21 protein-coding genes are annotated in these 26,351 nt (G+C 60.0%); 9 read left to right on the forward strand and 12 right to left on the reverse strand.

The features are described 5' to 3' along the window. On the reverse strand, positions 1–420 hold the full coding sequence (locus ACM6IK_RS11105; RefSeq protein WP_414874338.1) for a nuclear transport factor 2 family protein: 420 nt from the start codon (positions 418–420) through the stop codon (positions 1–3). A gap of 117 nt (positions 421–537) precedes the next feature. Between ACM6IK_RS11105 and ACM6IK_RS11110 the strand changes: the two genes are divergently transcribed. Both ACM6IK_RS11110 and ACM6IK_RS11115 read left to right on the forward strand, forming a co-directional pair. Then, on the forward strand, positions 538–1,440 hold the full coding sequence (locus tag ACM6IK_RS11110) for a LysR family transcriptional regulator (RefSeq protein ID WP_414874339.1): 903 nt from the start codon (positions 538–540) through the stop codon (positions 1,438–1,440). A 106-nt stretch (positions 1,441–1,546) separates the two neighbouring features. Further along, entirely contained in the window at positions 1,547–2,098 is a 552-nt protein-coding gene (locus ACM6IK_RS11115) for a DinB family protein (RefSeq protein WP_414874340.1), read from the forward strand. A gap of 77 nt (positions 2,099–2,175) precedes the next feature. Here ACM6IK_RS11115 and ACM6IK_RS11120 read toward each other — a convergent pair whose 3' ends face one another. From ACM6IK_RS11120 to ACM6IK_RS11145, 6 genes are all read right to left on the reverse strand, one after another. Continuing rightward, positions 2,176–2,805, reverse strand: a complete 630-nt coding sequence (locus ACM6IK_RS11120) for a LysE family translocator (protein ID WP_414874341.1) — start codon at positions 2,803–2,805, stop codon at positions 2,176–2,178. Positions 2,806–2,958: 153 nt separating this feature from the next. Beyond that, on the reverse strand, positions 2,959–6,063 hold the full coding sequence (locus ACM6IK_RS11125; RefSeq protein ID WP_414874342.1) for an efflux RND transporter permease subunit: 3,105 nt from the start codon (positions 6,061–6,063) through the stop codon (positions 2,959–2,961). Continuing rightward, entirely contained in the window at positions 6,060–7,172 is a 1,113-nt protein-coding gene (locus ACM6IK_RS11130; RefSeq protein WP_414874343.1) for an efflux RND transporter periplasmic adaptor subunit, read from the reverse strand. The genes ACM6IK_RS11125 and ACM6IK_RS11130 overlap by 4 nt, the downstream gene beginning before the upstream one ends. Positions 7,173–7,202: 30 nt before the next feature. Continuing rightward, positions 7,203–8,720 (reverse strand): efflux transporter outer membrane subunit, encoded by a 1,518-nt coding sequence (locus ACM6IK_RS11135; RefSeq protein WP_414874392.1) that lies wholly within the window; start codon positions 8,718–8,720, stop codon positions 7,203–7,205. Positions 8,721–8,837: 117 nt separating this feature from the next. Beyond that, a complete protein-coding gene (locus ACM6IK_RS11140) occupies positions 8,838–9,053 on the reverse strand; it encodes a hypothetical protein (RefSeq protein WP_414874344.1) in 216 nt (71 codons plus the stop codon). 193 nt (positions 9,054–9,246) lie between these two features. Further along, the gene (locus ACM6IK_RS11145; protein ID WP_414874345.1) at positions 9,247–12,144 is read right to left on the reverse strand and encodes an ATP-binding protein; all 2,898 of its coding nucleotides are present in this window, start codon (positions 12,142–12,144) and stop codon (positions 9,247–9,249) included. 276 nt (positions 12,145–12,420) lie between these two features. On the opposite strand from ACM6IK_RS11145, the gene ACM6IK_RS11150 reads away from it, so the two are divergent. Together ACM6IK_RS11150 and ACM6IK_RS11155 are read left to right on the forward strand one after the other, a co-directional pair. Continuing rightward, positions 12,421–14,079 (forward strand): bifunctional 3-(3-hydroxy-phenyl)propionate/3-hydroxycinnamic acid hydroxylase, encoded by a 1,659-nt coding sequence (locus ACM6IK_RS11150; RefSeq protein ID WP_414874346.1) that lies wholly within the window; start codon positions 12,421–12,423, stop codon positions 14,077–14,079. A gap of 2 nt (positions 14,080–14,081) precedes the next feature. Then, positions 14,082–14,726, forward strand: coding sequence for a TetR/AcrR family transcriptional regulator (locus ACM6IK_RS11155; RefSeq protein ID WP_414874347.1), 645 nt, complete (start codon positions 14,082–14,084; stop codon positions 14,724–14,726). A 22-nt stretch (positions 14,727–14,748) separates the two neighbouring features. On the opposite strand, the gene ACM6IK_RS11160 is transcribed toward ACM6IK_RS11155, so the two are convergent. After that, positions 14,749–15,984 (reverse strand): NADH:flavin oxidoreductase/NADH oxidase family protein, encoded by a 1,236-nt coding sequence (locus tag ACM6IK_RS11160; RefSeq protein ID WP_414874393.1) that lies wholly within the window; start codon positions 15,982–15,984, stop codon positions 14,749–14,751. A 243-nt stretch (positions 15,985–16,227) separates the two neighbouring features. On the opposite strand from ACM6IK_RS11160, the gene ACM6IK_RS11165 reads away from it, so the two are divergent. From ACM6IK_RS11165 to ACM6IK_RS11185, 5 genes are all read left to right on the forward strand, one after another. After that, positions 16,228–16,842, forward strand: coding sequence for a TetR/AcrR family transcriptional regulator (locus tag ACM6IK_RS11165; protein ID WP_414874348.1), 615 nt, complete (start codon positions 16,228–16,230; stop codon positions 16,840–16,842). Positions 16,843–16,927: 85 nt separating this feature from the next. Continuing rightward, entirely contained in the window at positions 16,928–18,019 is a 1,092-nt protein-coding gene (locus ACM6IK_RS11170; RefSeq protein ID WP_414874349.1) for a VOC family protein, read from the forward strand. A gap of 175 nt (positions 18,020–18,194) precedes the next feature. Then, the gene (locus ACM6IK_RS11175) at positions 18,195–19,151 is read left to right on the forward strand and encodes a fumarylacetoacetate hydrolase family protein (protein ID WP_414874350.1); all 957 of its coding nucleotides are present in this window, start codon (positions 18,195–18,197) and stop codon (positions 19,149–19,151) included. 2 nt (positions 19,152–19,153) lie between these two features. Next, positions 19,154–21,055, forward strand: a complete 1,902-nt coding sequence (locus ACM6IK_RS11180; protein ID WP_414874351.1) for an acyl-CoA synthetase — start codon at positions 19,154–19,156, stop codon at positions 21,053–21,055. A 152-nt stretch (positions 21,056–21,207) separates the two neighbouring features. Further along, positions 21,208–22,527 (forward strand): outer membrane protein transport protein, encoded by a 1,320-nt coding sequence (locus ACM6IK_RS11185; protein WP_414874352.1) that lies wholly within the window; start codon positions 21,208–21,210, stop codon positions 22,525–22,527. Between the two features lie 248 nt (positions 22,528–22,775). Here the strand turns inward: ACM6IK_RS11185 and ACM6IK_RS11190 are convergent, their stop codons facing one another. The 4 genes from ACM6IK_RS11190 to ACM6IK_RS11205 all read right to left on the reverse strand — a co-directional run bounded on the left by ACM6IK_RS11190 (position 22,776) and on the right by ACM6IK_RS11205 (position 26,336). Further along, complete coding sequence (locus tag ACM6IK_RS11190) at positions 22,776–23,246, reverse strand: Lrp/AsnC family transcriptional regulator (protein ID WP_414874353.1); 471 nt, start codon at positions 23,244–23,246, stop codon at positions 22,776–22,778. Positions 23,247–23,272: 26 nt separating this feature from the next. Beyond that, on the reverse strand, positions 23,273–24,580 hold the full coding sequence (locus tag ACM6IK_RS11195; RefSeq protein ID WP_414874354.1) for an NAD(P)/FAD-dependent oxidoreductase: 1,308 nt from the start codon (positions 24,578–24,580) through the stop codon (positions 23,273–23,275). A 74-nt stretch (positions 24,581–24,654) separates the two neighbouring features. Beyond that, positions 24,655–25,494 carry a transporter substrate-binding domain-containing protein gene (locus ACM6IK_RS11200; protein WP_414874355.1) on the reverse strand — a complete coding sequence of 280 codons (840 nt, stop codon included), beginning with the start codon at positions 25,492–25,494 and terminating at the stop codon, positions 24,655–24,657. Between the two features lie 71 nt (positions 25,495–25,565). After that, a complete protein-coding gene (locus tag ACM6IK_RS11205) occupies positions 25,566–26,336 on the reverse strand; it encodes an amino acid ABC transporter ATP-binding protein (RefSeq protein WP_414874356.1) in 771 nt (256 codons plus the stop codon). Positions 26,337–26,351: the final 15 nt, after the last annotated feature.

A 26,351-nucleotide genomic window follows, 5' to 3' on the forward strand; every position in this document is an offset into this window, starting at 1 on the left:
TCAACCCTCACCCTGTTCGGCTGACGGCATCAACACCGCACTGTCGAAGAAGACCTCTTCACGGATGGCCAGCCCGTTTCTGAAGGTGAAGTGTGCGGCGTAGTGCACGGTTATATGGCGTCCATGGGGTGCAATCACCCGGCCTGGCAGCACCAAGGGTGCGGCGAAGGTGCCGGTCAGTAAGGCAGTCAGCGCCAAAAGATCGTCAGCGACCATGAATGGGGTGAAGGTCACTTGGGCATCAGGGAACGCTTCGAACAGCGCAGTCTCTCGTTTGCGCATGGCGTCGCGACCGGTTTGAATCCCCATGCCGTCGAGGTAGATGAAGTCTTCGCAAACCAACGCAAGCATTGCCTCCACATCACGGCAATTGAAGGCTCTTGAGGCGCGTTGCGCATAGTCGTTGGGGCCAGTCGTCATTACAGTCCATTCCATTCGTGTCGAGGGTCTGTAGATATACCTTTGAGGCCTCCCCCGAAAAACAGCGACTACTGCATAATGGATTTGCACATATGCAGACCAGGGAGGACAGGACGCATGGCGTTGCAAGCAAATTGGGACGATCTTCGTCTGCTGTTGGCAGTCTCGCGGCGCGGCAGCTTCCTTCAAGCTGGCCAGTTGCTGGGTATCGCGGCGTCTACCGTGTCCCGCCGCCTGACCCAACTTGAGGTCGCACTGGGCGAGCCACTCGTCGAGCGGGGCGTTGAAGGATGCTGGTTGACCTCGCGGGGCCAATCCCTCGTGGAAGTTGCCCTGGCGGCCGAAGCGGGCTTGAGGCGTCAAACCGCTGCCGGCCTATCCGAGCTACACACAGAGCTGACTGGCAGTGTCCTGGTCAGTGCAGGCGAGGGGTTCTCGTCTTGCGTGTTGGAGGCCGCGAATCGCTTCACTTCTCTGCACCCGCGTTGCTCGGTGGAGCTGATGGTCACAGCCGACTTTCACAAGATCGTCCGCGGCGTGGCAGACATTGCTGTACGTACAGCTCATCTGGGTGAGCCGTCGCTGATTTATCGACCCATAGGCCGGCTCGCCTACGGTGTTTTCGCTGATGCAGGTTATCTGAAGCGGTTTCCAGGGGTGACCCCGGCCACTGCGGTCAATGTTGCCTTGCTTCCCCCGCTGGACATGTTGCCGCAAATGCGTGCGGCAAAGGCCGGTGGTCTGGACCGCGCGCAGATCAGCGTGAATTCGTTCGCCGTGCAGCTCGAATCGGTGAGGCGAGGTATGGGGGTGGCCGTACTGCCCCGTATACTGGCGAAGGATCTGATCGGGTTGTTCCCCGATCTCCACCTTCCAGATATGGAGGTCTATCTGGTGACCCGGCCTCAGGCATTGAAGCAGGCCCACATCAAATGTTTTTTTGCCATCCTGGAGCAGGTGTTGCTCGAAGCCCTGTCCATGGAAAATGTCGGAGGTTACCTCTTGGGGGGTGGCCCGTGAGTATCGGAGCAATAACGATCTCTACCGCGTACGGGTCACCGTGCAATAGACTGGGTTTGCGGTGAGCGTGGAGCGCTTGTCAAATTCCCACTCAAAGGATGAGCACATGAGCCGTACCGACCATATCTGCCTGATGGCGACCTATAACAAATGGATGAACGAAAAGATCTATGGAGCGGCCAGGTGCTTGTCCGATGATGAGCTCTCAGCTGATAGAAAAGCGTTCTTCAGGTCGATTCTCGGGACGCTGAACCACGTGGCAGTCGGTGACACTGTTTGGTTAAAGCGATTCGCCAAACATCCAGCGAACCACTCGGCATTGGAGCCGGTGAGGCGATTTTCTGATCCGAAAAACCTTGACCAGGCGTTGTTCTCTACTATTCGAGAACTCTCAGTGTATCGAGAGAGGCTTGATCAGATAATCGTCGAATGGGCCAGCTCTATTACAGAGTCCGATCTGGACCACACCCTCCATTACGCCAGCATGAAGGGTGCCGTGTCCGACAAGGACTTTTACGGCCTGGTGATGCATTTCTTCAACCATCAGACCCATCACCGTGGCCAGGTTACTACGCTGCTTTCGCAGGCGGGTGTCGACATAGGTGATACAGATTTAGTCGGCCTCATCCCATCCCGATCCGGCGGGGGCTTTCGCTGACCCGTGCGGATCTTTTTCCAGCGCGACCGATGCGCCAACCGCAAACAGCCCGGTTTAGCGTCCAATGCGGTTCAGCGTCACCCTTCGACGGTCATGCGCATGGCCAGGCCCGCGAGGACCGTCCCCATCAGCCAGCGCTGCACGGTCTGCCACACGGGCTTGCGTGCGAGGAATGTCGCAATGGAGCCCGCCATGACGGCAATCAGGGCGTTGACGCTTACGCTGATGACGATCTGCGTAGAGCCAAGCACGATGGATTGCGCCAGCACGCTGCCGTGGCCGGCGGGGTCGATGAACTGGGGCAGCAGCGACAAATACATGACCGCGACTTTGGGATTCAGCAGGTTGGTGACAAACCCCATCATAAACAGCTTGCGCGGGTTGTCCTTGGGCAGGTCGCGCACCTGGAACGGAGAACGGCCGCCGGGCTTGACCGCTTGCCAGGCCAGGTAGAGCAGATAGAGCGCGCCGCCGAGTCGCAGGGCGTCATACGCATAGGGAACGGCCATGACCAGGGCTGTGATGCCCAATGCGGCGCAAAACATATAAACGACGAAACCCAACGCCACACCACCCAGGGAAATCAGTCCGGCCATTCGCCCCTGGCAGATCGATCGCGAGATGAGATAGATCATGTTCGGGCCGGGAGTCAGCACCATGCCGAGTGAAATCAGGCCGTAGGCAAGCAGGTTGGACAGTTCGGGCATGGCGTAACTCCTGAAGGAAGAGATAACGAATTGAAGCTGCGCTAAATCCGTATAAAACGGCTTTCGCGATCTCTGAGGTATGCACCTGGATGGCATGGACGATAGTAGGGCGGCCAAAGGGAGAACGTTAGATACAGATTGACTGACAAAACGTCATACAGCGGTCGCGGCACTTGATGTCGATGGCGAGCTCACCGGCAGGGTGCCAGCGGCTGTCTGGCGACCGACCTTGAACCATGCAGCGTACAGCGCCGGGACGAAGAAAATCGTCAGCAGCGTCGCCACGGTAAGGCCGCCCATGATCGCAATTGCCATCGGCCCCCAGAACACACTGCGTGTTAGCGGGATCATGGCGAGCACGGTGGCCAGCGCCGTCAGCATCACCGGACGGGCCCGGTGAATGGCGGCATCCAGCACCGCATTCCACGGGTCGCGCCCTTCGGCGATCTCGATCTGAACCTGATCGATCAGGATCACCGCGTTGCGCATGATCATGCCGCCCAGTGCGATGATGCCCAGGATCGCGACGAAGCCCAGTGGCGACTGGAACACCAATAGAGCCGGCACCACACCGATCAGGCCCAGCGGTGCGGTCAGCATCACCATCCACATGCGGGAGAAGTTCTGCAGTTGCAGCATGAGTAACAGCAGGATGGTGATCAGCATCAACGGGGCCACTGCGAGTAGCGCCTTGTTCGCCTTGTCACTTTCCTCCACCGCGCCGCCCACATCGATGCGGTAACCGGTCGGCAGCCTGGCTTCGATATCCTTGAGCAACGGCTGGATCTCCTGTGTCACCGATACACCCTGTTCTCCATCCTTCACGTCGGCACGCACCGTGATCGCCATGTCGCGGTTACGGCGCCACAGCACTGGCTCTTCCAGTTCAGAGCGCACCTGTGCGACCTGCGACAGTGGCACCACGGTGCCTTGGCGCGTGTAGAGGTTGATGTCTTTCAGTGTGTCGAGGTTCAAGCGTTCCTCTGGTACGGCACGGGCCACGATGTCGATCAGGTCCTCGCGCTCACGCAGCTGCGACAGGGTTGCGCCGTTCATCACGGTCTGGGTCGCCAAGGACACATCGGCCGGTGTAAGGCCGAGCGCGCTCGCCTTGTCCTGATCGAGCTCCACTTTCAGCGTACGCACCGGGTCGTTCCAGTCGAGCTGCAAATCACGCACCTTTTGGTTGGACGCAACCACCTTCTCCACGTCGCGGGCGATCCTGCGCACCACTTGGGTATCGGGGCCTACGACGCGGAACTGCACCGGGTAACCGACAGGTGGCCCCAATTCGAGCCGGGTCACGCGTACCCACGCCTGTGGGAATTGTTGGTCAGCCGAGGCCACCAGCCGCGCACGTACTCGCTCGCGTGCATCCAGATCCTTGGTCATCACGACGAACTGGGCAAAGCCCGGATTCGGCAGCTCGGGGTTGAGCGAGAGATAGAAGCGCGGTGCGCCGGCGCCGGTGTAGGCGGTATAGAAACGCACGTCTTCGTCCTTCGCCAGGATCTCCTCCATGTGCTTGACTTGCTCGGTCGTCGCGGCGAACGAGGCGCCTTCCTTGACGCGCAGGTCAATGACCAGTTCAGGACGCGAACTGTTGGGGAAGAATTGCTGTGGCACCAGCTTGATACAGGCCAGAGCAAGTACCAGGGCGCCAACCGTCGCACCGATGACCACCCAGCGGCGCTCGATGGCGGCGTCGATCAGGCGGCGCAGGCTGCGGTAGAACTTCGTATCGTGCAGATCACCGTGCTGGTGTTTGCCCAAGTCGTTGGGCAGCATCTTGACCGCCAGGTACGGCGTGAAGAGGCCGGAGCAGATCCACGAGAACAGCACTGCGGCACCGACGATCCAGAAGATGCCGCCCGCGTACTCGCCGGTGGTGGACTTCGAGAGGCCGATCGGCAGGAAGCCCACGACGGTGATGAGTGCACCGGTCAGGCGCGGCATGGCGGTGGACTGATAGGAGAAGGCGGCTGCCTTCAGGCGATCCATGCCGGTCTCCATCTTCGCCACCATCATCTCGATGGCGATGATGGCGTCATCCACCAGCAGTCCAAGCGCGATAATCAGTGAGCCGAGCGAGATGCGCTCGAGGTTCCAGCCCATTGCCAACATCACCAGCGCCACGCCGCCCAGCACCAGCGGCACTGTGGCCGCGACCACGAGGCCGGCGCGCCAGCCCAGGCTGGCCAGGCTCACCGCAATCACGATGATCAGCGCCTCGATCAGCGCGTGTGCGAAGTCGTGGATAGCATCCTTTACCGTGGTGGGTTGGTCGGCCACGAACTCCAGCTCCACGCCGTGCGCAAGTTCCGACTGGATCCTGGCGACGGCCGTGTCCATCGCCTTGCCAAGGTCCACGATGTTGCCGTCGCTGGTCATTGTGATGCCGAGCATCAGCACGGGTTGGCCGTTGTGGCGGACCGTGTAGGTGGGCGGATCCTCAAAGCCACGGGTAACGGTCGCGATATCGCCGAGCTTGATCAGCCGGCCCCCCGCGGCGATGGGCACATTGCGGATGGCCTCTTCGCTGGCGAATTGGCCACTCACGCGCACCATGACGCGGTCGCCGCGGGTGTCGATCTGGCCTGCGGGCAACATCGCGTTCTGGCTCTTGAGGCTTTCGGCAATGGCCAGCGGTGTAATGCCCAGCGCTGCCAGGCGCTCGTGCGAGAACTCGACGTAGACACGCTTGGCCTGCTTGCCGATGAGATCGATTTTCTTGACCATCGGCACCTTCAGCATCTGGCGCTTGATGTCCTCGGCCGCGTCCGACAGGTCGGCGTGGCCGACGCCGTCGCCCTTGACCGCGTACATCAGGCCATACACGTCGCCGTACTCGTCGTTCAGGATCGGGCCGATCACGCCGTCGGGCATCTCCAGGCTCAGGTCGTTGAGTTTCTTGCGCGCCTGGTACCAGGCTTCTCGCTGGTCAGCCTTGGAGGTGCCGCCGCGCACGGTAAGCGTCATGCCCGCGTAGCCCTGCCGCGCGTAGGTGACCACCTTTTCGAAGTTGTCGATTTGCTCGAATTTCTTCTCCATACGATTGAGGACCTGGTCCTGCAGTTGCTGGGCGGTGGCGCCCGGCCAGATGACCATGGCGGTCATGGAAGGCACGGAAAAGTTCGGATCTTCGAGCTGACCGAGCCTGGTGAAACTGAAGGCGCCGGCCGCCGCGACAATGAGGAGCATGAACAGGACGATGGCGCGATGGCGCAGCGCCCAGTCGGTGAGATTGAAATTGTTCATCGGGTGGCCTGCTGCGTGGTATTCGCGTCAACATTCGCCGCGCCGGGAAGCGCGACCTTCAGTCCGGACGTCATCTTCTGGATCCCGGCGGTAACGACTAATGCACCAGCCTGCGGCCCGGAGACGAGCACTTCGTCGTTGCGGTAGGCCCAGACTGCCACACGCTCCAGTTCGACGATGCCTACCGGATCCTTGCCCACCGGTGTGACGACCCAAAGTGCCGGCTGGCCGCCGTTTTGGGTCAGTGCCGTCGCCGGCACCGCCGCCACCGAGACACTTGCCATCGTGCGTCTGGCCATTACCGTAGCGGTGGCGCCCAGCGGCAGCGCCTGCATTGGCTTGAGCCGCGCACGATAGGTGCGCGTCTGCGCCGCTGCCTGCGGCGACAGCTCGCGCAGCGTGACATCGAAGGTCTCGTTTGGCGCACTGGCCAGCGAAGCCTTGAACTGCGCGTCCTTGAAGACGGACAACTGATTCTCGGGCACGTCGATGACAATCTCGGATTCATCCGGATTCGCAACCGAGACCACCGGTTGGCCTTCCGCCACGAGCTGGCCTGCCTCGAAGCGCACAGCCGTGACAACTCCGCTATGGGAGGCACGCAGCACGGTGTACTTGAGCCGGTTGCGCGCGAGCTCGAGTTTTCGCGCCTCGGCCTCGGCGGTCGCATGAGCGGTCTGGGCATTGGTATCTGCACGCTCGTCGTCGGCCGCACTGACCGAGCCGTCCGCCTTTAGCGCGGTAAGGCGTTGGTGGTCCGAATCGGCCTGACGAGTCTGCTCGACGGCAACTGCCCACTGCTGTTGCGACGCTTGCTCAGCGAGGCGGTAGTCGCTGTCGTCCAGCACAGCCAGTACGTCGCCTTCGCGCACAAACTGACCTACATCGACCTTGCGCTGGGCTACCTTGCCGCCCACGCGGAAGGCCTGATCGACTTCATGCCGTGACTGTACGGTGCCCACATAGCGACTGCTTTCGCGGGCATTGTCGTAGCTGATTTCAACGGTGCGTACCGGTCGTGGGGCCTGCACGGACGGCTGATCCGGGCTGCACGCGCAAAGCATGGCGGCGACGGCCAAAACGCCGGCCGTAGTAAGGGAATGTTTCAAGACGGTTCCTCTTTGGAAAACGACAGATTCTCAGGAAAGTGGTGGCCGGTCGGCTTTGGCGGATGCGGTTGGGTTGGAGGGTTGTTCGAACACCTGCCAGCCCCCGCCCAATGCCTTGTAGAGCTGCACGCTGTCGAGCAGCAGTCGGGTGTTGCTTTCGTTGGAGTTCAAGCGTGCCGCCAGGCGCGCTCGCTGCGAATCCAGCAGTGGCAACAGGTCGATCTGCCCGCGGTTATAGAGCGACTGGGCGCGGTTCTGCGCAGACTCTGCGGACGCGGCGGCCAATTGCAGCGACCCGGACCTGCGGCGTTCCTGCGCAAGCGTGACGAGGGCGTTTTCCACATCCTCGAGCGCCCGTACGATGCCGTCTTCGGCGCGCAGCAGCGCCTCTTGTTGAGCACTTTCAGCCGCATCGTTGATGGCTTGTGTGCGCCCGGCGTTGAAGAGCGGCATCGCCAGCAGGCCCGCGACGTTGGTGAAGCGCGCAGCGCCGAGATCGGCACCGTTCAGGTTGAGACCCTGGCGGCCGAAGGAAGCGCCGAGAAAGAGCTGCGGGAACCACTCAGCTTTCGCTTGCTGGCGACGAGCATTGGCGGCGTCGAGTTGTGCCATCAGCGCCAGTACGTCAGGTCGGCGTTGCAGCAACTCGGCGGGCTGGCCGGGCTTGGCCTCGGGCACGTCGATCAAATCACCGCTTGAAGGCTGGATGTTTGTGGTGTTGAAAGACTGGTCTGCGGTCAGCACTGCGATACGGTGACGTGCCACCGCCACTTGGGTTTCCAGCGGCGGAATCTGCGCCCGCGCCGACAAGGCGTCGGTCTGCGCGCGTTCGACGTCGAAAGCGGATGCGAGCCCGACCTGTTGACGTGCGGTGACCAGACGCAGCGTCTCGTCCTGCATCGCCGAGATTGCGCGAAGCGTCGCGACCTGGCGCTGCGCACCGACCAGGGTGAAGTAGTTGCTGACCACGTCGCTCATCACCAGCAGGCGCACGCCACGCATGCTGTGCTCCGCGGCCAGCGCATCGGCGTCAGCCGCCGCTGCGCCGGCGCGCAGACGGCCGCTCAGGTCGAGTTCCCACGAGACGTCCAGACCCACACTGGTGGTCTTGGTATCCGGATAGCCCTGTTTCGTGGCCAAGTTGTAGCCGCTGCGGCGGTCACTGCCGGAGACGGATGCGCCGACACTCGGGAGCAGCCAGGACTGGCTGACCGTTTCTCCGGCACGCGCGGCACGCAGGCGCTCGGCGGCAATCTTGACGTCGCGGTTCTCACGCGCAGCCCGGTGCACCAGAGCCGTCAGCACCGGGTCGTGGTAGACCTCCCACCACGCCGCCTCGGGTTCCATTTCGGAGGCCGTGCTCGCAGCGAAGTTGCTCGGCAGGTCGACCGACGGCTTGACGACCGGCGTGGAGCAACCGGCCAGGGCGAGGGCGATCGAAGTGGCAAGGGCGGCCGCAACGGCGAGCCCGGCCAGGCGCTCGGCCCGTTTCAAGGTTGTCCGAGCGGTGAGGAGGGGCAGTGGAAAGGAAACTGGAAGTCGCGGCATCGCATTGGACTCGTGTGGATTCGAGATGGCATCAGCGTAAGGCCCGGTGTGCACGAAGTCGTCAGCGAAGCGTCGCCGTTCGGTCGCCATATCGAGCGCACATTCAGGTGGGAGACGTCACTCGCCGTCGGCATCTGCGGCGTGCTCGCCGGCCGCCGACCTGAGGTCCGAGTCGATCGACGCCAGCAACTCTTCGGCGCACGAAAACTCGCGCTGACGTCCGGTGACCAGGTTTTCGAGGCGGCCCACCAGGGCCCCCGAAGCGGCATCGCTACGCAGCTTGATGACGTATGTGCGGCGGCTCGGGTACTTGGTTTCAGAGTTAAGGATCATCACAGTCCAAGGGGGCAAGAAAGTTCGACGACAGCGTAAGCTGCCCCCTGGGTCGAGTCGTAAGCGAAAGGTCAGGCTTCGGTCGGGACAGCACCGCTTCCACAGAAATTAATGTCGGTAAGTTAAGGATTTGAACAACGCGAACCTGTGGGAGCGAGCAGGCTCGCTCCCACAGGTCTGTGTCCTTGACTTTTCAATCAGACTTTGCCGCCTGAATCAGCGAGCGTGCACGTTTCACCAGCTCGGTTCCGTCAGTTTCAGGCAACTGGTCAACGAGCGTCGCCAATGCCTGGTGGTCCTCGGCCACGGCGTCGTGGTGCTCGCACAGCTCGACCAGCGCGAGTAGCTCCAGCCATGGTGCTTCCTGGGCGCGAGCCTCCTCAACCGCGCGCCGCACCGCAGCGTTGCCGGCGTCGGGCCGACCCTGCGCTCGCGCGATCGCTGCCTCTAGCAGCAATAACTGCGGCAGGTACACGCGCTCGCCCAGTTCCTCGCCCACCCGGAGTGCTTCCTGTAGTTCGACTTGCGCTGCATCGTAATCACCTGCCAGCAGGAGTGCCTCGGCGGCGTAGCCGAGTACTTCGCTGGCACCGGAGCGCATACCGAGCCCGGTGTGTTCCTCGTAGGCTTCGCGGATGCGACGGTATCCGTCGCTCGGGGAGCCGCTGCGCGCGTCGGCCCAGCCGCGCCACCAGCGGCAAGCCGTACGCCCCAGTGCGAGCGAATGCTCATCCACCAGCGTCTGCATGTCGTCAGCCAGCGCTGCCACACGCACGTGGTTTCCCATCCGCACCTCGATCAATACCTCCTGCCAGGCGGCGACCAGCCAGGTCATGGGCTGGCGCAACGCCTGCGCACGTATCCGTGCCTGCTGCAGGTGGGCTCGGGCTTGCTCAACCAGACCAGAGCGCAAGAGTTCTATAGCCAGCATGCCGTGCAGCATGACTTGGGGATCAGCCGCAAAGATATTGTTTGCCCCGATGTCCAGCGGCTCAGCGATCGCGAGGGCGAGCTCTAGCCAACGGCGGGTCGTCTGCGTGCGCCCCTGGAGGTGATGCACCTCGGCATGCACGATGCACGCCGCCAGCATGAGCGCTGGATCGTTTGTGTCGCAGGAGAGGGCTTCGGCACGTTCCGCCACCTCCAGCGCCAACGCATAATCGCCGCGCAGACCGAGCAGATAGCCGAATCCATGCAGCAGGCGACCACGCATTGGATGCACGGGTACATCTGCCAGCAGCATGTACGCGCGTTCGAACGCATTTTTGGCTTCGCTGCCGACACCGAACGTGTGGAAAGCCGATACGCCCTGCAGCGTGGCCAAGGTAATTTCGAGCGCATCGCGCTCCATCCCTTCTGGTGCCTGCATGAGTAGGACCAAGGCGCGCTCAGTGAGGCCGTAGCACAAGTCCGGGCTGAAGTGCAGCAGCGCAGCCTCCGCGGCCTCGGCGTAGTAACGCAGCGCAATCATCGGCTGCCGAGCCCGGTCAAAGTGCATCGCCAGCTCCGAGGCAGCAACCGGTACGCCGACCGTGCGCTCGCGTTCGAGGGCCGTGCCAACCTGGCGATGGAGGTGGGTGCGCAATGAGCGCGGCGTGCGGTCGTACAGAACCTGGCGGAAGAGAGCATGCCGGAACGAGTAGGGCTGCTCTGCCGTCTCCTCAACTTCGGTGGTCCGCGACCGTATGAGCCATACCTGCTCGCGTATCAGCTCCTCACAGGTGTGGGCCACCGAAGCGAGGTCGCACTCGAGGGCCAGTGAAACCGTCTCGATTCGGAATTCGGCCCCGCACACCGCTGCGACCGAGAGCAACGCACGCTGCTCCGGCCCAAGCTTGGCAATGTAGTGATCAATGATGGCTGCGAGGTTTTCGGGAACCGCCAGATCCGCAAGCCGAGCCTCGATGGTGGCATCGTCGTCCGTTGGGTCCATCACTTCACTGATGACTGACGATACGAACAACGGCACACCGTCAGTGCGCTCATGCAGGGCACGCACGAAGGCTTCATCACGCGCCAGCGAGGCCGAACTCAGCGCAACATAGTCAGCGACCTCGGTTTCCGAGAACGGATCGAGCACCAATTCCTCGCACAGACGTTGCAGGCGCAGCTCATGGCGCAACGAGCTGAGCGGATGATCGAGCGCAACCACCTCGGCGAGGCGGAAGCTCGACAGCCACATCAGCCGCGTGTTGCCACGTCGCCGCGCCACATAATTGATGAGCTGGACCGTCGCCCGATCGCTCCAGTGCAGGTCTTCGGTCACCAGCAACAGCGGTCGCTGCTCCGTGTAGCGGTCCAGCAGTTCGCCCATTTCCCGGAGCATGCGGTCCGGACCGACGCCGGCAAGCTCGCGCCGCAACGCGTCTCGCTCCGCTGTGCTGCTCAGCCACGGCAGTTGCAGCAGCCAGGTCGGCGCCACGTCGCGCAACAACGCCGGCAGGGCGGGGTCACTGCGGCACAGATCGGCCAACGCCTCCAGCACCGGCAGGTACGGTTCGCCGGTGCCGTAGTGCTCCACGCAATGGCCGCGTGCGCAGGTGATGCCGCCAAGGCTGGCGAGGAAATTTTCGATTAACGTGGTCTTGCCAATCCCCGGTTCTCCAGCGAGCCAGACCACGGCTCGCTGACCGCCATCGGCCCGCTCCCATGCCCGTTGCAGTCTTGAAATTTCGTCGGCGCGACCGATGAATGGCGGTGACGGATGCGCGCCGGCCACCGGCACCGTCGCGGATGCAGGCGGTATCGAAGGTGCAGGGGAGGGCGCGGCGATGAAGCGATAGCCGCGCCTCGACACAGTCTCGATATAGCGGGGCTGCCTGGGGTCGTCGCCCAGCACCTTGCGCAGATCGCTGATGGCCGTCTTCAGCACTGAATCGCTGACGAACCGATGCCCCCACACGGCATCAAGCAAGGCATCCTTGGTCACCAGCGATCCCGGCTGGCGTGCAAGGACGCACAGCAGTGTGAAGGGAGTTGGCGCCAACGCCACAGCTTCTCCATTGCGTGACAGGCAGGCGTTGGCTTCGTCGAGTTCGAACTCGACGAAGCGGAGCTGGACTGGGTTCGGTTGGGGCTGCGGACGTGCCACGTTGGATTCCTGAAGACTAAAACATGGGTGTGCCCTCGTGAGGCGTGGCACGTGGTCACTCCAATAACAACGCTGATCGACTCAGAAGCCAAGCCTCACCGGTCGGAAACTGGCCCTGCGCATAACTCACATGTCCTCATCACGGTACGGTAATGATCTCAAAAAATTAATGACAAAAACATCAATATTGAAATATCTCTCAATATTGAATACCTTGAGTCTGCCTGACGATGAGGCCTGTACGCCTCACGACTTCAATCACAACAAGGGCTCGAGATGAACAACAACAAGAAAGTTCCCGAATTGACTCCCTCCGCCGTCGATGTGCTGGTCGTCGGTTACGGTCCGGTAGGTGCAACAATCGCGGCGCTGCTCGGCCGCTACGGAGTAACGACCCTGGTGCTGGACAAGCTCCATGACATCGTACTGATGCCCCGTGCCATTGCTCTGGACAACGAGGCCCTGCGCATCCTGCAACTCGCCGGGTTGTCGGAAGACGCTTTCGAGAAGATCGCTATCCCTGAAGTGAGGATGCACTCCCCGGTCCTCGGGCAATTCGGTCGAGCCAATACTGAGGGCTGTATCGACGGCCATCCCAAGCTTGTGACTTTCTATCAACCCGACCTCGAACGAGCGATGCGCGGCCAGGTTTCCCGGCTGAAGTCAGTGACCAGTCTGGGCGGTTTCGAGCTGGAGAATCTGGTCGAGGAGTCGGATTGCGTGGTTGCCACCGTCCGGGATCAAAATGGACACTCTCACTCCGTTTGCGCCCAGTATGTGATCGGTGCGGATGGCGCAAGCTCCAGGGTCAGGGCACTGATTGGCCAGGAATTCGAAGGGCAAACCTATGCAGAGGATTGGCTGATTGTCGATGCCAGGAACCGGCATAAGTCAGCCATTGATCACATCGAGTTTATCTGTGATCCAAGGCGTCCAACGCCGCACATGCCCGCACCCGGCGGAAGGGAGCGTTGGGAGTTCATGCTGCAACCAGGTGAATCCCGGGAAGAGCTGGAAAGCCCGGAAAGCATAGCCCGGCTGATCGCGCCTTGGATCAACCCGCAGGAGCTGGAAATCGAGCGCAAGGCGGTGTATCGATTCCACGCGCGCTGCTGCAACAAATTCAGCAAGGGACGCATCTTCCTCGCCGGCGACGCAGCGCACATCACGCCACCTTTTGTCGGGCAAGGCCTCGTAGCGGGCCTTCGAGATGGCGCCAACCTTGCCTGGAAACTGGCCTGGGTCCTTCGCGGCTATGCCGCGCCATCAGTACTCCAAACCTATGACGTCGAGCGCCGCCCCCATGCCCAGGCGATGATCAATCTTGCGAAACTCATGGGCCGTTTGGTGATGCCCAAAAACAAGTTCGCAGCTTTTTTCATCCACGGCCTGATGCGCATGCTGGCGTTGACTCCCGCTACCAGAAGGTACTTTGAGCAGCTGGACATCAAGCCGAAGAATATCTTCAAACACGGTCTGTTCATGCAGCATCGTCGTGGCGACAAGCTGGTTCGTGGCAGTCTGTTTCCCCAAGCCTGGGTTCGCGACATGCAAAAGCAGATCAAACTGAGCGACGATGCGCTTGGAGACAACCTGACCCTGGTTGGATTCGGTGTTGACCCGTTGTCACTGCTAACCACCGATCAGATCGTTTCCTGGGAAAAAATGGGAGGCCACTTCCTGGAGATCAGAACACGCGGGCAATGCTCCGGCGGCAGTTGTGACTTCATCGAAGACATGAACCATGACATCCTGCCGCTGGCTGCCAAAGGCACGCTGGTTGCTGTTCGCCCCGACCGTATCATCATGCACCACGCCCCTGGCTTCGATGCCGGAAGTCTTCTTCGGGACTGCAGGGGCCTGCTGGTTAGCGAAGACGCCACTCCTGAAAGCATTTCCATTACCATCAACGAGCCCCCTCGATTAAGAGCCTGAAGATGCCTTCCCCCACTTTTCCTTCAGAAACAACTGCGCAAGAGCCTCTCACTCGAGGCCACAAGAAGCGTGAACGCACTCGCCGCGGCCTGGTGGACGCGGCCTTGCGTCTTGTCGCACGTAAGGAGGTGGGGGAGATTGCACTGCTCGATGTCGCCTCGGAGGCCGCGGTATCCAACGGCACCATCTACAACTACTTTCGAACGCGCGACGAAGTGCTCGAGGCGGTTGGCATCGCCATGGCGAGTGAGTTCTCCGATGCCATTTCCGCCCTGAGTTCGGACGTACACTGCGGTGCACAGCGGCTTTCGATTGGTGTGCGCATGTTCGTATGCCGGGCCGCGTACGACCATCAATGGGCCAATGCACTGCTGCGCATCATCCATTCCGATCAGGCCATGCGTTCGCGCTTGGCTGCTCATGTGCTGGGCGACCTGCGTGAGGGGCTGCGCGCGGGGACTTTCGCTTATGAGGACGAAGGCATCGCCCTGGACATGGTCGTATCGTGCACAACCGGCGCCATGCGCTCGGTTGTCGAAGGGCGTGTGGTGGAGGAGCACGATCAGCGGGTCGCCGAAATGATTCTCAAGGCTCTGGGCGTAACACCTGCCAGAGCCAAGAGAATCGCCGGTAAGCCGCTACCCTAGACCTGATGTCATCATCGGCCGGCTAAACCCGGCCAATCCATTGCCGATAGCTCTTCGCCTGGCGACGAGACTTCAGCTGATTGCCGATCAATGCCATGAGTGGCGACGTCCCGGGTTTTGTCCGTTTTCCTTGACTCAGCAAGCCGAGCTGCTTCTTGATCACCGACGCCACTGCAAGCGATGCCAGCGCCTTGTTCTTCCAGCGGACGACGATCGGTTCCACTTCGGTGTCCTTACCTTCCATCCACTGGCTTGGCAGGGTCGGCTCGATTGCCAACGCGGTGGCAAGCCCCACCATCGACACCGAGCCGCTCACCACTCGCTCCGCCACCTCCTTTCTACGCACGCCGCCGGTGACCATCAGCGGCATGCGCGCTATTTCTCCTATTTTTTCCGCACACTCGAGAAAATAGGCTTCTCGAGCCAAGCGGCTGCCGTCGCGGGTCTGCCCCTGCATTGCCGGGCTTTCGTAGCTGCCGCCGGACAACTCGACCAGGTCGACCGCCTTGGCGTTGAGCATTTCCACCACGCGAGCCGCGTCCTCGGCATCGAAACCGCCGCGCTGAAAGTCCGCGGAATTGAGCTTCACAGCAACGCAAAAGATAGGTGCCACTCGCTGACGTATTGCATCGATGGTTCGCAGGAGAATTTGCGCACGATTTTCCAGGCTACCACCCCAGCGGTCGCTACGCCGGTTGGTCAAGGGTGAAAGGAATTGGCTGAACAGGTAGCCATGCGCTGCATGTATCTCCACGCCGGTGAATCCGGCACGCTCGGCCAGCACCGCCGCTTGGGTATAGCGCTCGATCAGCTCTTCGATCTCCTGCTCCTCCAAAGCCCTGGGCGGCACAAAAGCTTTTGATAGTCCGGGAATGTCAACGGCAACCGCAGAGGGCCCCCGTGCCGATTGTCCCATTGAAGCCAATAGCTGCCGTCCGGGATGATTGATTTGCATCCAGGCCTGGGCTCCACGACTGCGGCAGGCATCGGCCCATAGCCTGAATTCGCCCAGGTTCCGATCGTCCTCAAGCACTACGCCAGCGGGTCCGGTCAAGGCGTGGCGGTCAACCATGACGTTGCCAGTGATGATCAAGCCGGCACCACCCTGCGCCCAACGGCGATAGAGTTTAACCAGAGCTTCTCCTGGAGCGTGATCCTCATTGGCAAGGCTCTCCTCCATGGCGGCCTTGGCGATCCGGTTTGGAATCACCGTGCCGTTAGGCAAACGAAGCGGTTTGAAGAGCTTTGAGCCGGTCATGTTCTGTCCTTCAGCTAATAAAAAGTCGGCCGGCCAGCGCTGGGCTTGATGTGCCGAGAAGGCAAGCCTGAAACACAACGCAATTGAACATGCGTGTTCAATTGTGTCAATAACGTATGACTCTAATTGACCTGGCTGTAGGCCGATTTTCAGACAGAACAAGCTACACGTTTAAAAATAGGGTTGACGTAAAATGAACACGAGTGTTCAATCAGTCCATAAGGTAATCCTGGAGAGAGAACCGTGGAATCCCTGAATCCAACACAGCGCCGCATTCATCAAGCCGCCTTCCGCCTGTTCGCTGAAAGAGGCACCTCACAAGTGAACATTCTCGATCTCGCCCAAGCGGCCGGCGTGGCGCGCGGAACGGTCTATAGCAACATCGACAGCATGGAAAGCCTGTTCGAAGCGGTCGCCAGCCATCTCGCGAAGGAGATGCATGAGCGCGTCAACAAGAGCTTCAATTCCCTCTCTGATCCGGCTCAACGCCTTGCCAATGGCATTCGATTGTTCATTCGTCGAGCGCACGAGGACTCACAGTGGGGGGCGTTCATCCATAAGTTCGCCATGAGCAATTCTTCGCTACGCGAAATGTTCAGCAGCCAGGCGACTACGGATCTTCTGAACGGGCTTTCCAATGGGCGCTACCAGTTTCAGCAGGAGCAATTGCTCTCAGTGCTGACGCTGATTTCGAGCAGCGTCCTGGGTTCGATTTTTCTGGTGCTGGAAGGGCACAGAACGTGGCGCGAATCGGGATCTGACACAGCGGAACTCGTGCTGCGGGCATTGGGTGTGCCTCTGGAGGAGGCTAGAGCGCTGGCGACCGTAGAGTTGCCGGCACTTCCTCCTATCGACTAAGCGCGGTAACTGAAACAACGAAAAACCCCTGGCGTTTTCAGGGGTTCAGGGATCGCTTTGCCCTAAAAACTGGAAAACAAGAACAATGAACAACAAAAATCAACTGCCCCAGTTGGCAACACAACAGCCTGTCCGGTATCCGCAACCGACGGTTAAAGCCCAAGGTCTGACTCACCTGATCTTTCAAAGGCCAGACTTGAATGAGGCGGCGCATTTCCTGACAGACTTCGGCCTGGCCGTCAGTCATCAGAACGCCGAAACGCTCTATCTGCGCGGCACTGAGCCGGCTCCCTATTGTTACCGTGTCCACCGTGCAGAAAATGCATGCTTTGTCGGGTTCGGGCTGGCAGTCCAATCGCTCGAGGATCTGGAAAAGCTGACGCAAATTCCAGGTGCTTCATCGATCGAGACATCGACACATCCTGGCGGCGGGCACTACCTCAGGCTGACCGATCCTTCAGGGTTTATCGTCGAAGCAGTGTGTGGCCAGACGCCAGGTAAAACCCTGGTACACAGAGCCCCACTTCCCTGGAATCTGGCGCAAGAGCAATCGCGAATCAACGCCACGCAGCGCCCGCCGATTGCACCGCCTGAAGTAATCAAACTGGGTCACATCGTCATTGAAGTGGCCGACTATCAGGCGACCTGTGCCTGGTACACCCGGCATTTCGGGTTTATTCCCAGCGATGTGCAGGTACTCCCTGACGGCACCCCGATCGTCGCATTCATGCGCCTTGATCTCGGTGACAGGCCTGCGGATCACCATACGCTCGCGATTGCCCAGGGGTTCATGGCGACCTATAGCCACAGTGCCTATGAGGTCGTCGATGCCGACGCGGTGGGCATGGGGCAACGGGTTCTGCGAGAGCGGGGCTGGGAGCACTCGTGGGGCATCGGCCGGCACATCCTGGGCAGTCAGATCTTCGATTACTGGCAAGACCCTTGGGGTGATAAACACGAGCACTACTGCGACGGGGATATCTTTACCGCCATACAACCTGTGGGCATCCATCCCGTGAGTCCCGAGGCAATGGCGCAGTGGGGGCAGCGCATGCCCAAGAGTTTTACCAAACCCAGGATGAGCTTGAGCAATGTACGAGCCCTGATCCGCAACCTGCGGCGCAGCCCGGACTTGACGATTCGCAAGTTGATCACGCTGATGCGGATGTTCGGGTAGCGCGGCCGTCATGTCGGGTAACGCGACACGATATGGCCGGCGAGACGTGCTCAAAGCCGGTGCCCTGATCGCCGGCGGCTCGTTGATCTACAGCGTCGCCAGCCCACCCTCAGAACAACACCACAGTTCTCGCGCCATCGAGCGCGGGATAAACGCTGCCCCAGGAGTACCTTCAATGTCTGCTGTACATGTAGTCCGCTTTGAGTTTGAGAACGGTATCCACTGGGGCGTGTTACGCCAAGACCGTATCACGATTGTCCCAGGTACTTTTGAGACCACGGGTGACTTCATCAGCCAGAACAGTATTGATGATCTCGCTCAACTCAATGGTACTCAGTTGGAGGCGCACCAAGTGAAACTGCTGTCGCCGGTGACCCGCAATCAACAGTTCGTCTGCCAGGGAGCCAACTATCGACAGCACATGATCGAGTCGGGCATGGACCCGGATGCGAAGAAATACAACATGATCTTCACCAAGGCGACCAGTTGCCTGGTGGCCGCAGACAGCGTCCTGATCAAGCCGCGCACCGTCCGTTTCCTTGACTATGAGATCGAGCTTGGGTTGGTGATGAAACGCGAAATCAGCGGCGCAGTGACCGTCAACGACGCCAACCTGCATGAATTCGTTGCCGGCGTGGTCATTGTCAATGACTACTCTGCACGCGACATTCAGATCCCCCAGATGCAGTTCTACAAGGGCAAGAGCTTTCGTACGTTTGGCCCGGTCGGCCCCTACCTCTGCCTGCTGGGTGCCCAGGACATGCATTACCTGAAAGCATTGCAGTTGCGCCTGACGGTCAACGGCGAAGTGCGGCAAAGCGACAGTACGGCCAACCTGGTGTATGGCCCGGCTGAAACCCTGACCGAACTCTCCACCGTTCAAGATCTTGCCCCCGGCGATCTGATCGCCACCGGTACTCCGGCGGGATGCGCGCTGAGCATACCGTCGCCGGCCAAACAGCGCATCGCGGCCCTGATGCCAGAAGCCACCAAGTGGAAGCTGTTCCTCAAGGCGCAGGAAGGGCGGACGCAGTATCTCAAGGCAGGAGATGTCGTCGAAGCGCGCATTCGCAGTGCCGATGGCGTGATTGACCTGGGTATGCAACGCAACCGAGTCGTAGAGGAAGCCTGAAAATGATGGTGCAATCTCTGAACGACATTGAACGTATCGAGCAGGTTCCGTTGGCCGTGCGTGGCCTGGCTTCCAGCACCTATGAAGCACTGGCGCGTACAGCCGAACTTTCTCCCGATGCGCCCGCACTGAGTTTCTTCGCCGACGCTACCTGCTTCAGGAACACCCATCACTGGAGCTATGCCGAACTCGTCGCAGATATCACTCGAGCGGCGAATGCTTTCCACGATCTGGGCATTACCCCGGGTGAAGTGCTGGCCTTCATCCTGCCCAACCTGCCGGAAACTCACTTCACTATCTGGGGTGGTGAAGCAGCCGGTATCGTCATGGCGATCAACCCGCTGCAAGAAGCCAAACAGATGGCTGCCTTGCTGCGGGCCGCCAAGGCCAGCGTGGTGGTAACGCTCGCACCGACGCCGGGCAGTGACCTGTGGCCTAAGTTGGCCTCCCAGCTGGATCAACTTCCCGAGATCAAGCACGTCGTTTGGGTTGGCATGGGACCCTATGTCGATGCAGCTCAGCGTGAATCGCTTGAATCCCTGGCAGAGAAAGAACGTGAGTTGCACAGGGGGGGCACGATTCACGAGTTACGGACGTTGATGGATGCTCAGCCAGGCACGCACCTGAAGAGCGGCCGGCAATTGCGCCCTGAGGAGCGTTCCTCTTACTTCTGCACCGGCGGCACCACCGGGCTGCCCAAGATTGCGATGCGTACGCATGGGGCGGAGGTCTTCAATGCGTGGGCCGTGACCGCACACTTGCAGCCACGCAGTGGTGGCCAGGTTATTTTTTGTGGGTTGCCGCTGTTCCATGTAAATGCACAGCTGGTGACAGGCTTGATGCCCTGGACCCAAGGTGATCATGTCATCCTCGGCACGCCGCAGGGCTATCGCGGTGAGGGTGTGATCCCACGCTTCTGGGAGATGGTTGAACACTTCGGCATCAACTTGTTTTCCGGCGTTCCCACTGTCTATTCCGCGCTTTTGCAAAATGAACCACAGGGCCGCGACCTGTCCAGCCTTCGTTATGCCATGTGTGGCGCCGCGCCGATGCCGGTTGAGCTTTTCCGGGAGTTCGAAAGTCGGATCGGAGTGAAGATCCTCGAAGGCTACGGACTCACGGAAGGCGCCTGCGTCTCCTCGATCAATCCGCCCCATGGCGAGCGCTTCGTCGGCTCCATCGGCATACGGATTGCCTATCAGGACATGCGTGCAGTCATGCTCGATGACGCTGGAGCGTATCTGCGCGACGCCGACACCGACGAAATCGGCCTGATCACCATCACCGGTCCGAACCTGTTCGAGGGTTACGTTGAAGAAAGCCATAACCGGGGCCTGTGGATCGACATCAATGGTCAGCGCTGGCTGAACACGGGCGATCTGGGTCGCCAGGATGAAAATGGCTACTTCTGGCTGACCGGGCGCAAAAAGGAGCTGATTATCCGCGGCGGCCACAATATCGATCCCAAGCAAATCGAGGAGGCTTTGCAGGCCCACCCAGCGGTGGCGTTGGCGGCTGCCATCGGCAGCCCGGACGCCTATTCGGGTGAAGTGCCGGTCGCCTACGTGCAACTGCGGCCAGGCCACGTTTGCGATGTCGAAGAACTTGAGCAGTTTGCTCAACACCACATCAGTGAGCGGGCGGCCATTCCCAAGCGGATCGAAATTCTCGAAGCACTGCCGTTGACGGCGGTGGGCAAGATCTTCAAGCCCGCGTTGCAGCGGCGCGAAGTTGCCAGGGTAGTCCGGCAGGATGTGGATCGCATGTGTCTGAAGGACATTGCGGTCGAAGTGATTGCGCATGAACAACGTGGATTGGTCGCCTGCATCCGGGCCGGGAGACATCAAGAGTCCCTGGCCCTCCTTCTAGGTCGCTATAGCTTTCAGGTGGAGTGGCTCGATTGATCCTGACTTTGTAATTTCGCCACTCCGGCCCTGGTGCTAATCAGCCAGGGCCTTTTTCAAAAAAAAGATGAACTCCAACCGGCACTGCCAAGTGCACCGGAAGGCGAAGCTTTGCCTGCGCACCAATCAATAACAACAATACGAGGTGGTAAATGAACCTGAGCAACCGTGCAATTCCGTGTCTCTCAGCTGTGCGAGAAGTGTCTTCCTGGATTAAATTCACAGGTGCCGCGGCAATACTTAGCGTTTCAACAAGCGCGGGGGCCAATGGCATTGCCTTGAACGAGCAAAGTGCAAGTAGTGCGGGTACTGCTTATGCGGGAAGATCGTCTTCCGCGCTGGACGCCAGCACCATCTTTGGCAACCCGGCGGGCTTGACCAAATTGAAGCGTACCGAGATTTCCGGCGGAGCAGCGGTCGTCTCGGTGAGCGATGACATCAGTGATGCGCAGGGCAGTGCCCCAGGAACGAATGAAGGGGACTCAGTCCCTTTGGGGGTTGTGCCCTTCGCCTATATGTCGACGCCGCTTGACGAGCGTTTTTCGATTGGTCTGGGCCTGTATGCTCCGAGTGGCCTGATCAATGATTACGAGAGCGGTTTTCAGGGCCGCTACCATGGTTCCTACAGCACGACCAAGGAAATAACCCAGCAGCCCACCATTGCCTATCGGATCAATGATTACGTGTCCATTGGAGGCGGACCGACCATAAACCGTTTCAATGCAAAACTTCAGAATGACCTGGCCACCGGCGCCCTGAACAACGGCCAGGACACGCGGGTTACCATCAAAGGCGATGACACCGCGCTTGGCTACAACGTCGGCGTCTTGTTTGATTTGAGTGATGCGACTCGTTGGGGAATTAACTATCACTCGAAGGTGAGCTATGAACTCAAAGGGCATACTGAGGTTTCCGGCTCCCCGAGCGTTATCCCGCTGGACGGAAACTATGACAACAAGATAGACATCACTATGCCCGAATCAGTGGACACGTCCATCACCCATCATTTCAACAGTCGCTGGACGGGATACCTGGGGACCACCTGGAAACGTTGGAGCCGGATCAAGAAGGTCGAGGCAGTCAACAGCGGTCTTTCCCCCTTGGGCCAGGCGGCTGGCCTGGGAAGTGTGACCGAAGAAATGAACTGGCGTGACACGTGGGCCACCGCAGTTGGCGCGTCCTGGCAATTGAACCAACAATGGCTGCTGCGCGCAGGTTACGCCTATGATCCGTCGCCCATTAGAAATGCCGATCGCAGCGTGCGCGTTCCGGTTGGGAATCGCCAGGCCGTGACCTTGGGTGGTGCTTATTCGCCGAATGCCGATCTGACGATAGACTTTGCTTATGGTTATCTCTGGGATTCCAAAGTCTCAGTAAAACAGTCGAACAACTCCGGTCTTCAGCCGCAATACAGTGCCAACTACGAAAATAGTGCGAATGGATTTTCAGTGCAGGCAACCTATCGGTACTGATCGACAGGACTCAATTTTTAATTGAGTCCATTTTTGCGAGCCTTCCTGAAAGTTTCCCTTTCATCGTTAATCAACGACTCCATCGGGACGTGACGCAGTCCTGCCTGTCAATCACCCATATTCGCGTAAAGGAAAACGGGGATGATCAACTGGATGGAAAACGCGAGATCATCCCCGCGGCCGATTGGCATTCCTTGGCCTCGCTACAGATGATGTGCTTGTTGGTTTAGCGCAGACACCGGGAACCCCTACAGCATCAGCTTCCGGCTGAATTTGGTTTCCATCACGATGTGGGAGGCGGTATGCGCCACCCCCTTGATCATGTTGATCCGGGTGAGCTCCGCGTTGAGCTCGCTCAGGGTCGAGGTGACGAGATGAATGATGAAGTCCGACTCGCCCGAGACCGCATACACGGCCTGCACCGCATCCATTTTGCGCAGAGATGTCATGACATCGGTGTAACTCTTGTTCGTGCAAGAGGTCATGGTGAAGCAGTTGATGGTCTGTTGGAGTCTGTCCTGGTCGATGCGCACGCTGTAGCCGGTGATGACGCCAGCCTTTTCCAGGCGGGTGATTCGCTCCTGCACCGAGGAGCGCGATACCCCGAGCTTGCGGGCCAATGAAGCTGTGGGTTCCCTGGCGTTGGCCTGCAGGAGTCCAAGCAGGTGCCTGTCCTTGTCGGTCAGGTTAAAAAGTGGACCGCAGCTCTGCACATCCATGGACACTTCCTTGACCTCGCTCGGTTTCAGTTCTTATGAGTCGCTCTTCGTTGCGAGCGCGCTTCCTGGAATATATCCATCATTTTCAGACCGGCGTAAACCGTTTGTGCGGCAGCCGGGCCGAGAGGGCCGCCATTCCATTCCAGGCCGTAGGCATCGAACAAACGGTAGCGATCGGTCTCGCCGCAAATGGCTTCTGCAATGACGCGTCCGCCAATCGGGGCGGTGTTCATACCATGGCCGCCAAACGATGTACATGCCCACAGCCCTCGCCCAAGCGGGCCGATATGAGGCATTTTGTGCCGCGCATACCCCATCAGCCCGGACCAGGCTTTGTCGATCCTGATGCCCCGCAATTGCGGATAGACATCGAGGATGTCGTCGGTCAGCAATTGCCCCAGGCGTTTTTCATCCTGCAGGTTTCGGGTGGTGATCCGACCGCCCCAGAGCAGGCGGTCACCATCGACGACTCGGTAATAGTCCGAAGCCCGGCGATTGTCACCCACGGCGTCGGTGGTGCACACCGCCTCTGGCAGGCGTTCGCCCAAGCGTTCGGTCAACACCGCGTAGGTCGCGATGGGCAGGAATGCGCGCCGTAACTTACCGAACTCGGGGCCACCGTAGCCACCGCAGCAGTACACGACATGGGCGCAATCGACCGTGCCTTGATCGGTGATCACCCGGTGTCGCCCGCGCTCGCTCTCAACCCGGACCATGGGCGAATGTTCATGGATCCTGCCGCCGCCGAGCTCGATGAGCCGGGCCAGTCCCAGGCAAAAATTCAAGGGGTGAAAGTGAAAGCCATGGACATCGCGAAGCGCCTGGAAATACCGGTCAGTCTTCAGTCTTTCGCGCACGGCCTGGCGATCCAGGTATTGGAGATGGAAATCGTAGTCAGCCGCCATTTTGTCCCGCATGCGCTGAAGGTTGTCACCATCCTCATAGCGCACGACGCTCAATTTTCCAGGCGTCGGCGCGCAACCTTGCAATTGATGACGGGCGATCCTGTCTCGAACAATATCGACGCCTTCAAGGGACAACTTGAACAGCGAAGCGGCTGTCGCCTTGCCACAGCGACGCTCGATGGAGGATAACCCTTCGGACCAGCCCTGCAGGACGAAACCGCCGTTGCGACCCGAGGCTCCCCACGCCACACGGCCTGCGTCGAGAAGCACCACGGATTGCCCTCGTGATACCAGTTCCCAGGCAGTGCTCAAGCCGGCCAGGCCGGCACCGACGATGCACACATCGGCCTGCGCATTACCTGACAGCGCCGCGCGCTGAGTCGCGTGGTGCATCGTGGCGGTGTAGTAATTGTTGTTATAGGTGTGCATGAAGTCCGTTGTCCTTTTTGCGGCTCAGGTATGCAGGGCGCCGCGTTGAAAGCGGGCACCCTGCGATACATGGGTTATTGCACTTGGGTAAGGTCGGTGCCGTACCACTTTTGCGAAAGTTGCTTCAGGGTGCCGTCGGTTTTCATGTCCGCGACGATTTTCCCCAGCGCCTTGCTGAACGCTTCATCACCCTTGTCGACGGCGATGGCCAAAGGTTCGTAGTAAGCGGGTTTGCCTTCCACTCGCACGATGGGATAACCATTCTTGATGGCGGCCACGATGGTTGGCAGCGCGGACAACGTGGCGTTCAGTCTCACGCCGTTACCCATGCGCAGGTCATCCAGAGGCCCCATGCTGTCGCCGTAGGTCTGGACCTCGCCAGGCGTGACGTCGTAGGTAAAGGGTGGCACGTCGGCCGCGTCGATCTTGAGCCGACGATTGATATAGTCCTCCGACGTTGTCCCTGCCTCGACGCCGATAATCTTGCCGTTCAGATCCGCCGATTTAGCCCCGGCGGCATCCTTGTGCACCGCGAATACATAGGGTGTGTAGTAATAAATCGCCGGGAAGTCGAGGACGCGAGCGCGCTCGGTGGTGGGTGTCATGGAGCCGACCGACAGATCCCAGCGATTCGACCAGCGTCCTGCGGTGATGATCCCGTACTCGGGCGTCACAAAGGTGATCTTGCTCCCAAGGCGTCGGCCGATTTCGGTGGCGACATCGATATCGAAACCTTGCAGCGTATTGTCCGGGCCCAGGAACGATTGGGGGGGCCAGTTTGCCGCGGTGGCCACCTTGATCATCTTCGTTTCATGAATGCGGTCCAGGGTCGAGCCGGCCCAGGCGGCGCCCGTAGTCATCGCGATGGCAGCGGCGACAGCGGTTGCAGCGAAGAAGCGGGTAAACGAGATCATGAGAAAGCCTCCGGATATCTTGGGTGCGTGTTTTGTTGTTGTTTTTGTCGATGACTCGGTAACGATGCTTCTCAGTGGCTGAGAATCTGCGATAGAAACTCCCGGGCGCGTTCGTGCCGGGGGTTATCAAAAAACTCATTGGGCCTGGCTTGTTCGATGATGCAGCCCTGGTCCATGAAAATGATTCGGTCGGCGACCCGCCGGGCAAATCCCATTTCGTGGGTAACGCACACCATGGTGATGCCGTCTTCGGCGAGTTCGCCCATCACATCCAGCACTTCCTTGACCATCTCCGGGTCCAGTGCCGAGGTGGGTTCGTCGAACAGCATGATGCGCGGTCGCATGCACAGCGCTCGGGCGATGGCAACGCGCTGCTGCTGGCCGCCCGAGAGCTGGCCGGGAAACTTGTCTGCCTGATTGCCGATCCGCACTCGCTCGAGGTATTCGCAGGCAAGTTCCCGGGCCTTGGCTTCGCTGAGCTTGCTCACCAGGCGAGGCCCCAGCATGAGGTTCTCCAGGACGGTCAAGTGGGGAAACAGGTTGAACTGCTGAAACACCATGCCGACCTGACGCCTGATGCCGGCCACGCAGGCGGCATCCCGGGTCAGCTCGGTGCCATCGATGAACACGCTGCCTTTCTGGAAGTCTTCCAGTAGATTCAGGCAGCGGATCAAGGTGGACTTGCCGGAACCCGACGGTCCGCACACGACCACGATTTCGCCGCTGGAAATGTGCAGGTCGATGCCTTTGAGCACATGAAAATCCCCATACCATTTATGCATGTCGTGAATCGATATGGCGGGGCACGGGGCAGGGGCTGCTGAAGTTGACGGCGGATTCATTCTGATGCTCCTGAC

The sequence above is a fragment of the Pseudomonas sp. IT-196MI5 genome, from assembly GCF_949767415.1.
Taxonomy (GTDB): Bacteria; Pseudomonadota; Gammaproteobacteria; order Pseudomonadales; family Pseudomonadaceae; genus Aquipseudomonas.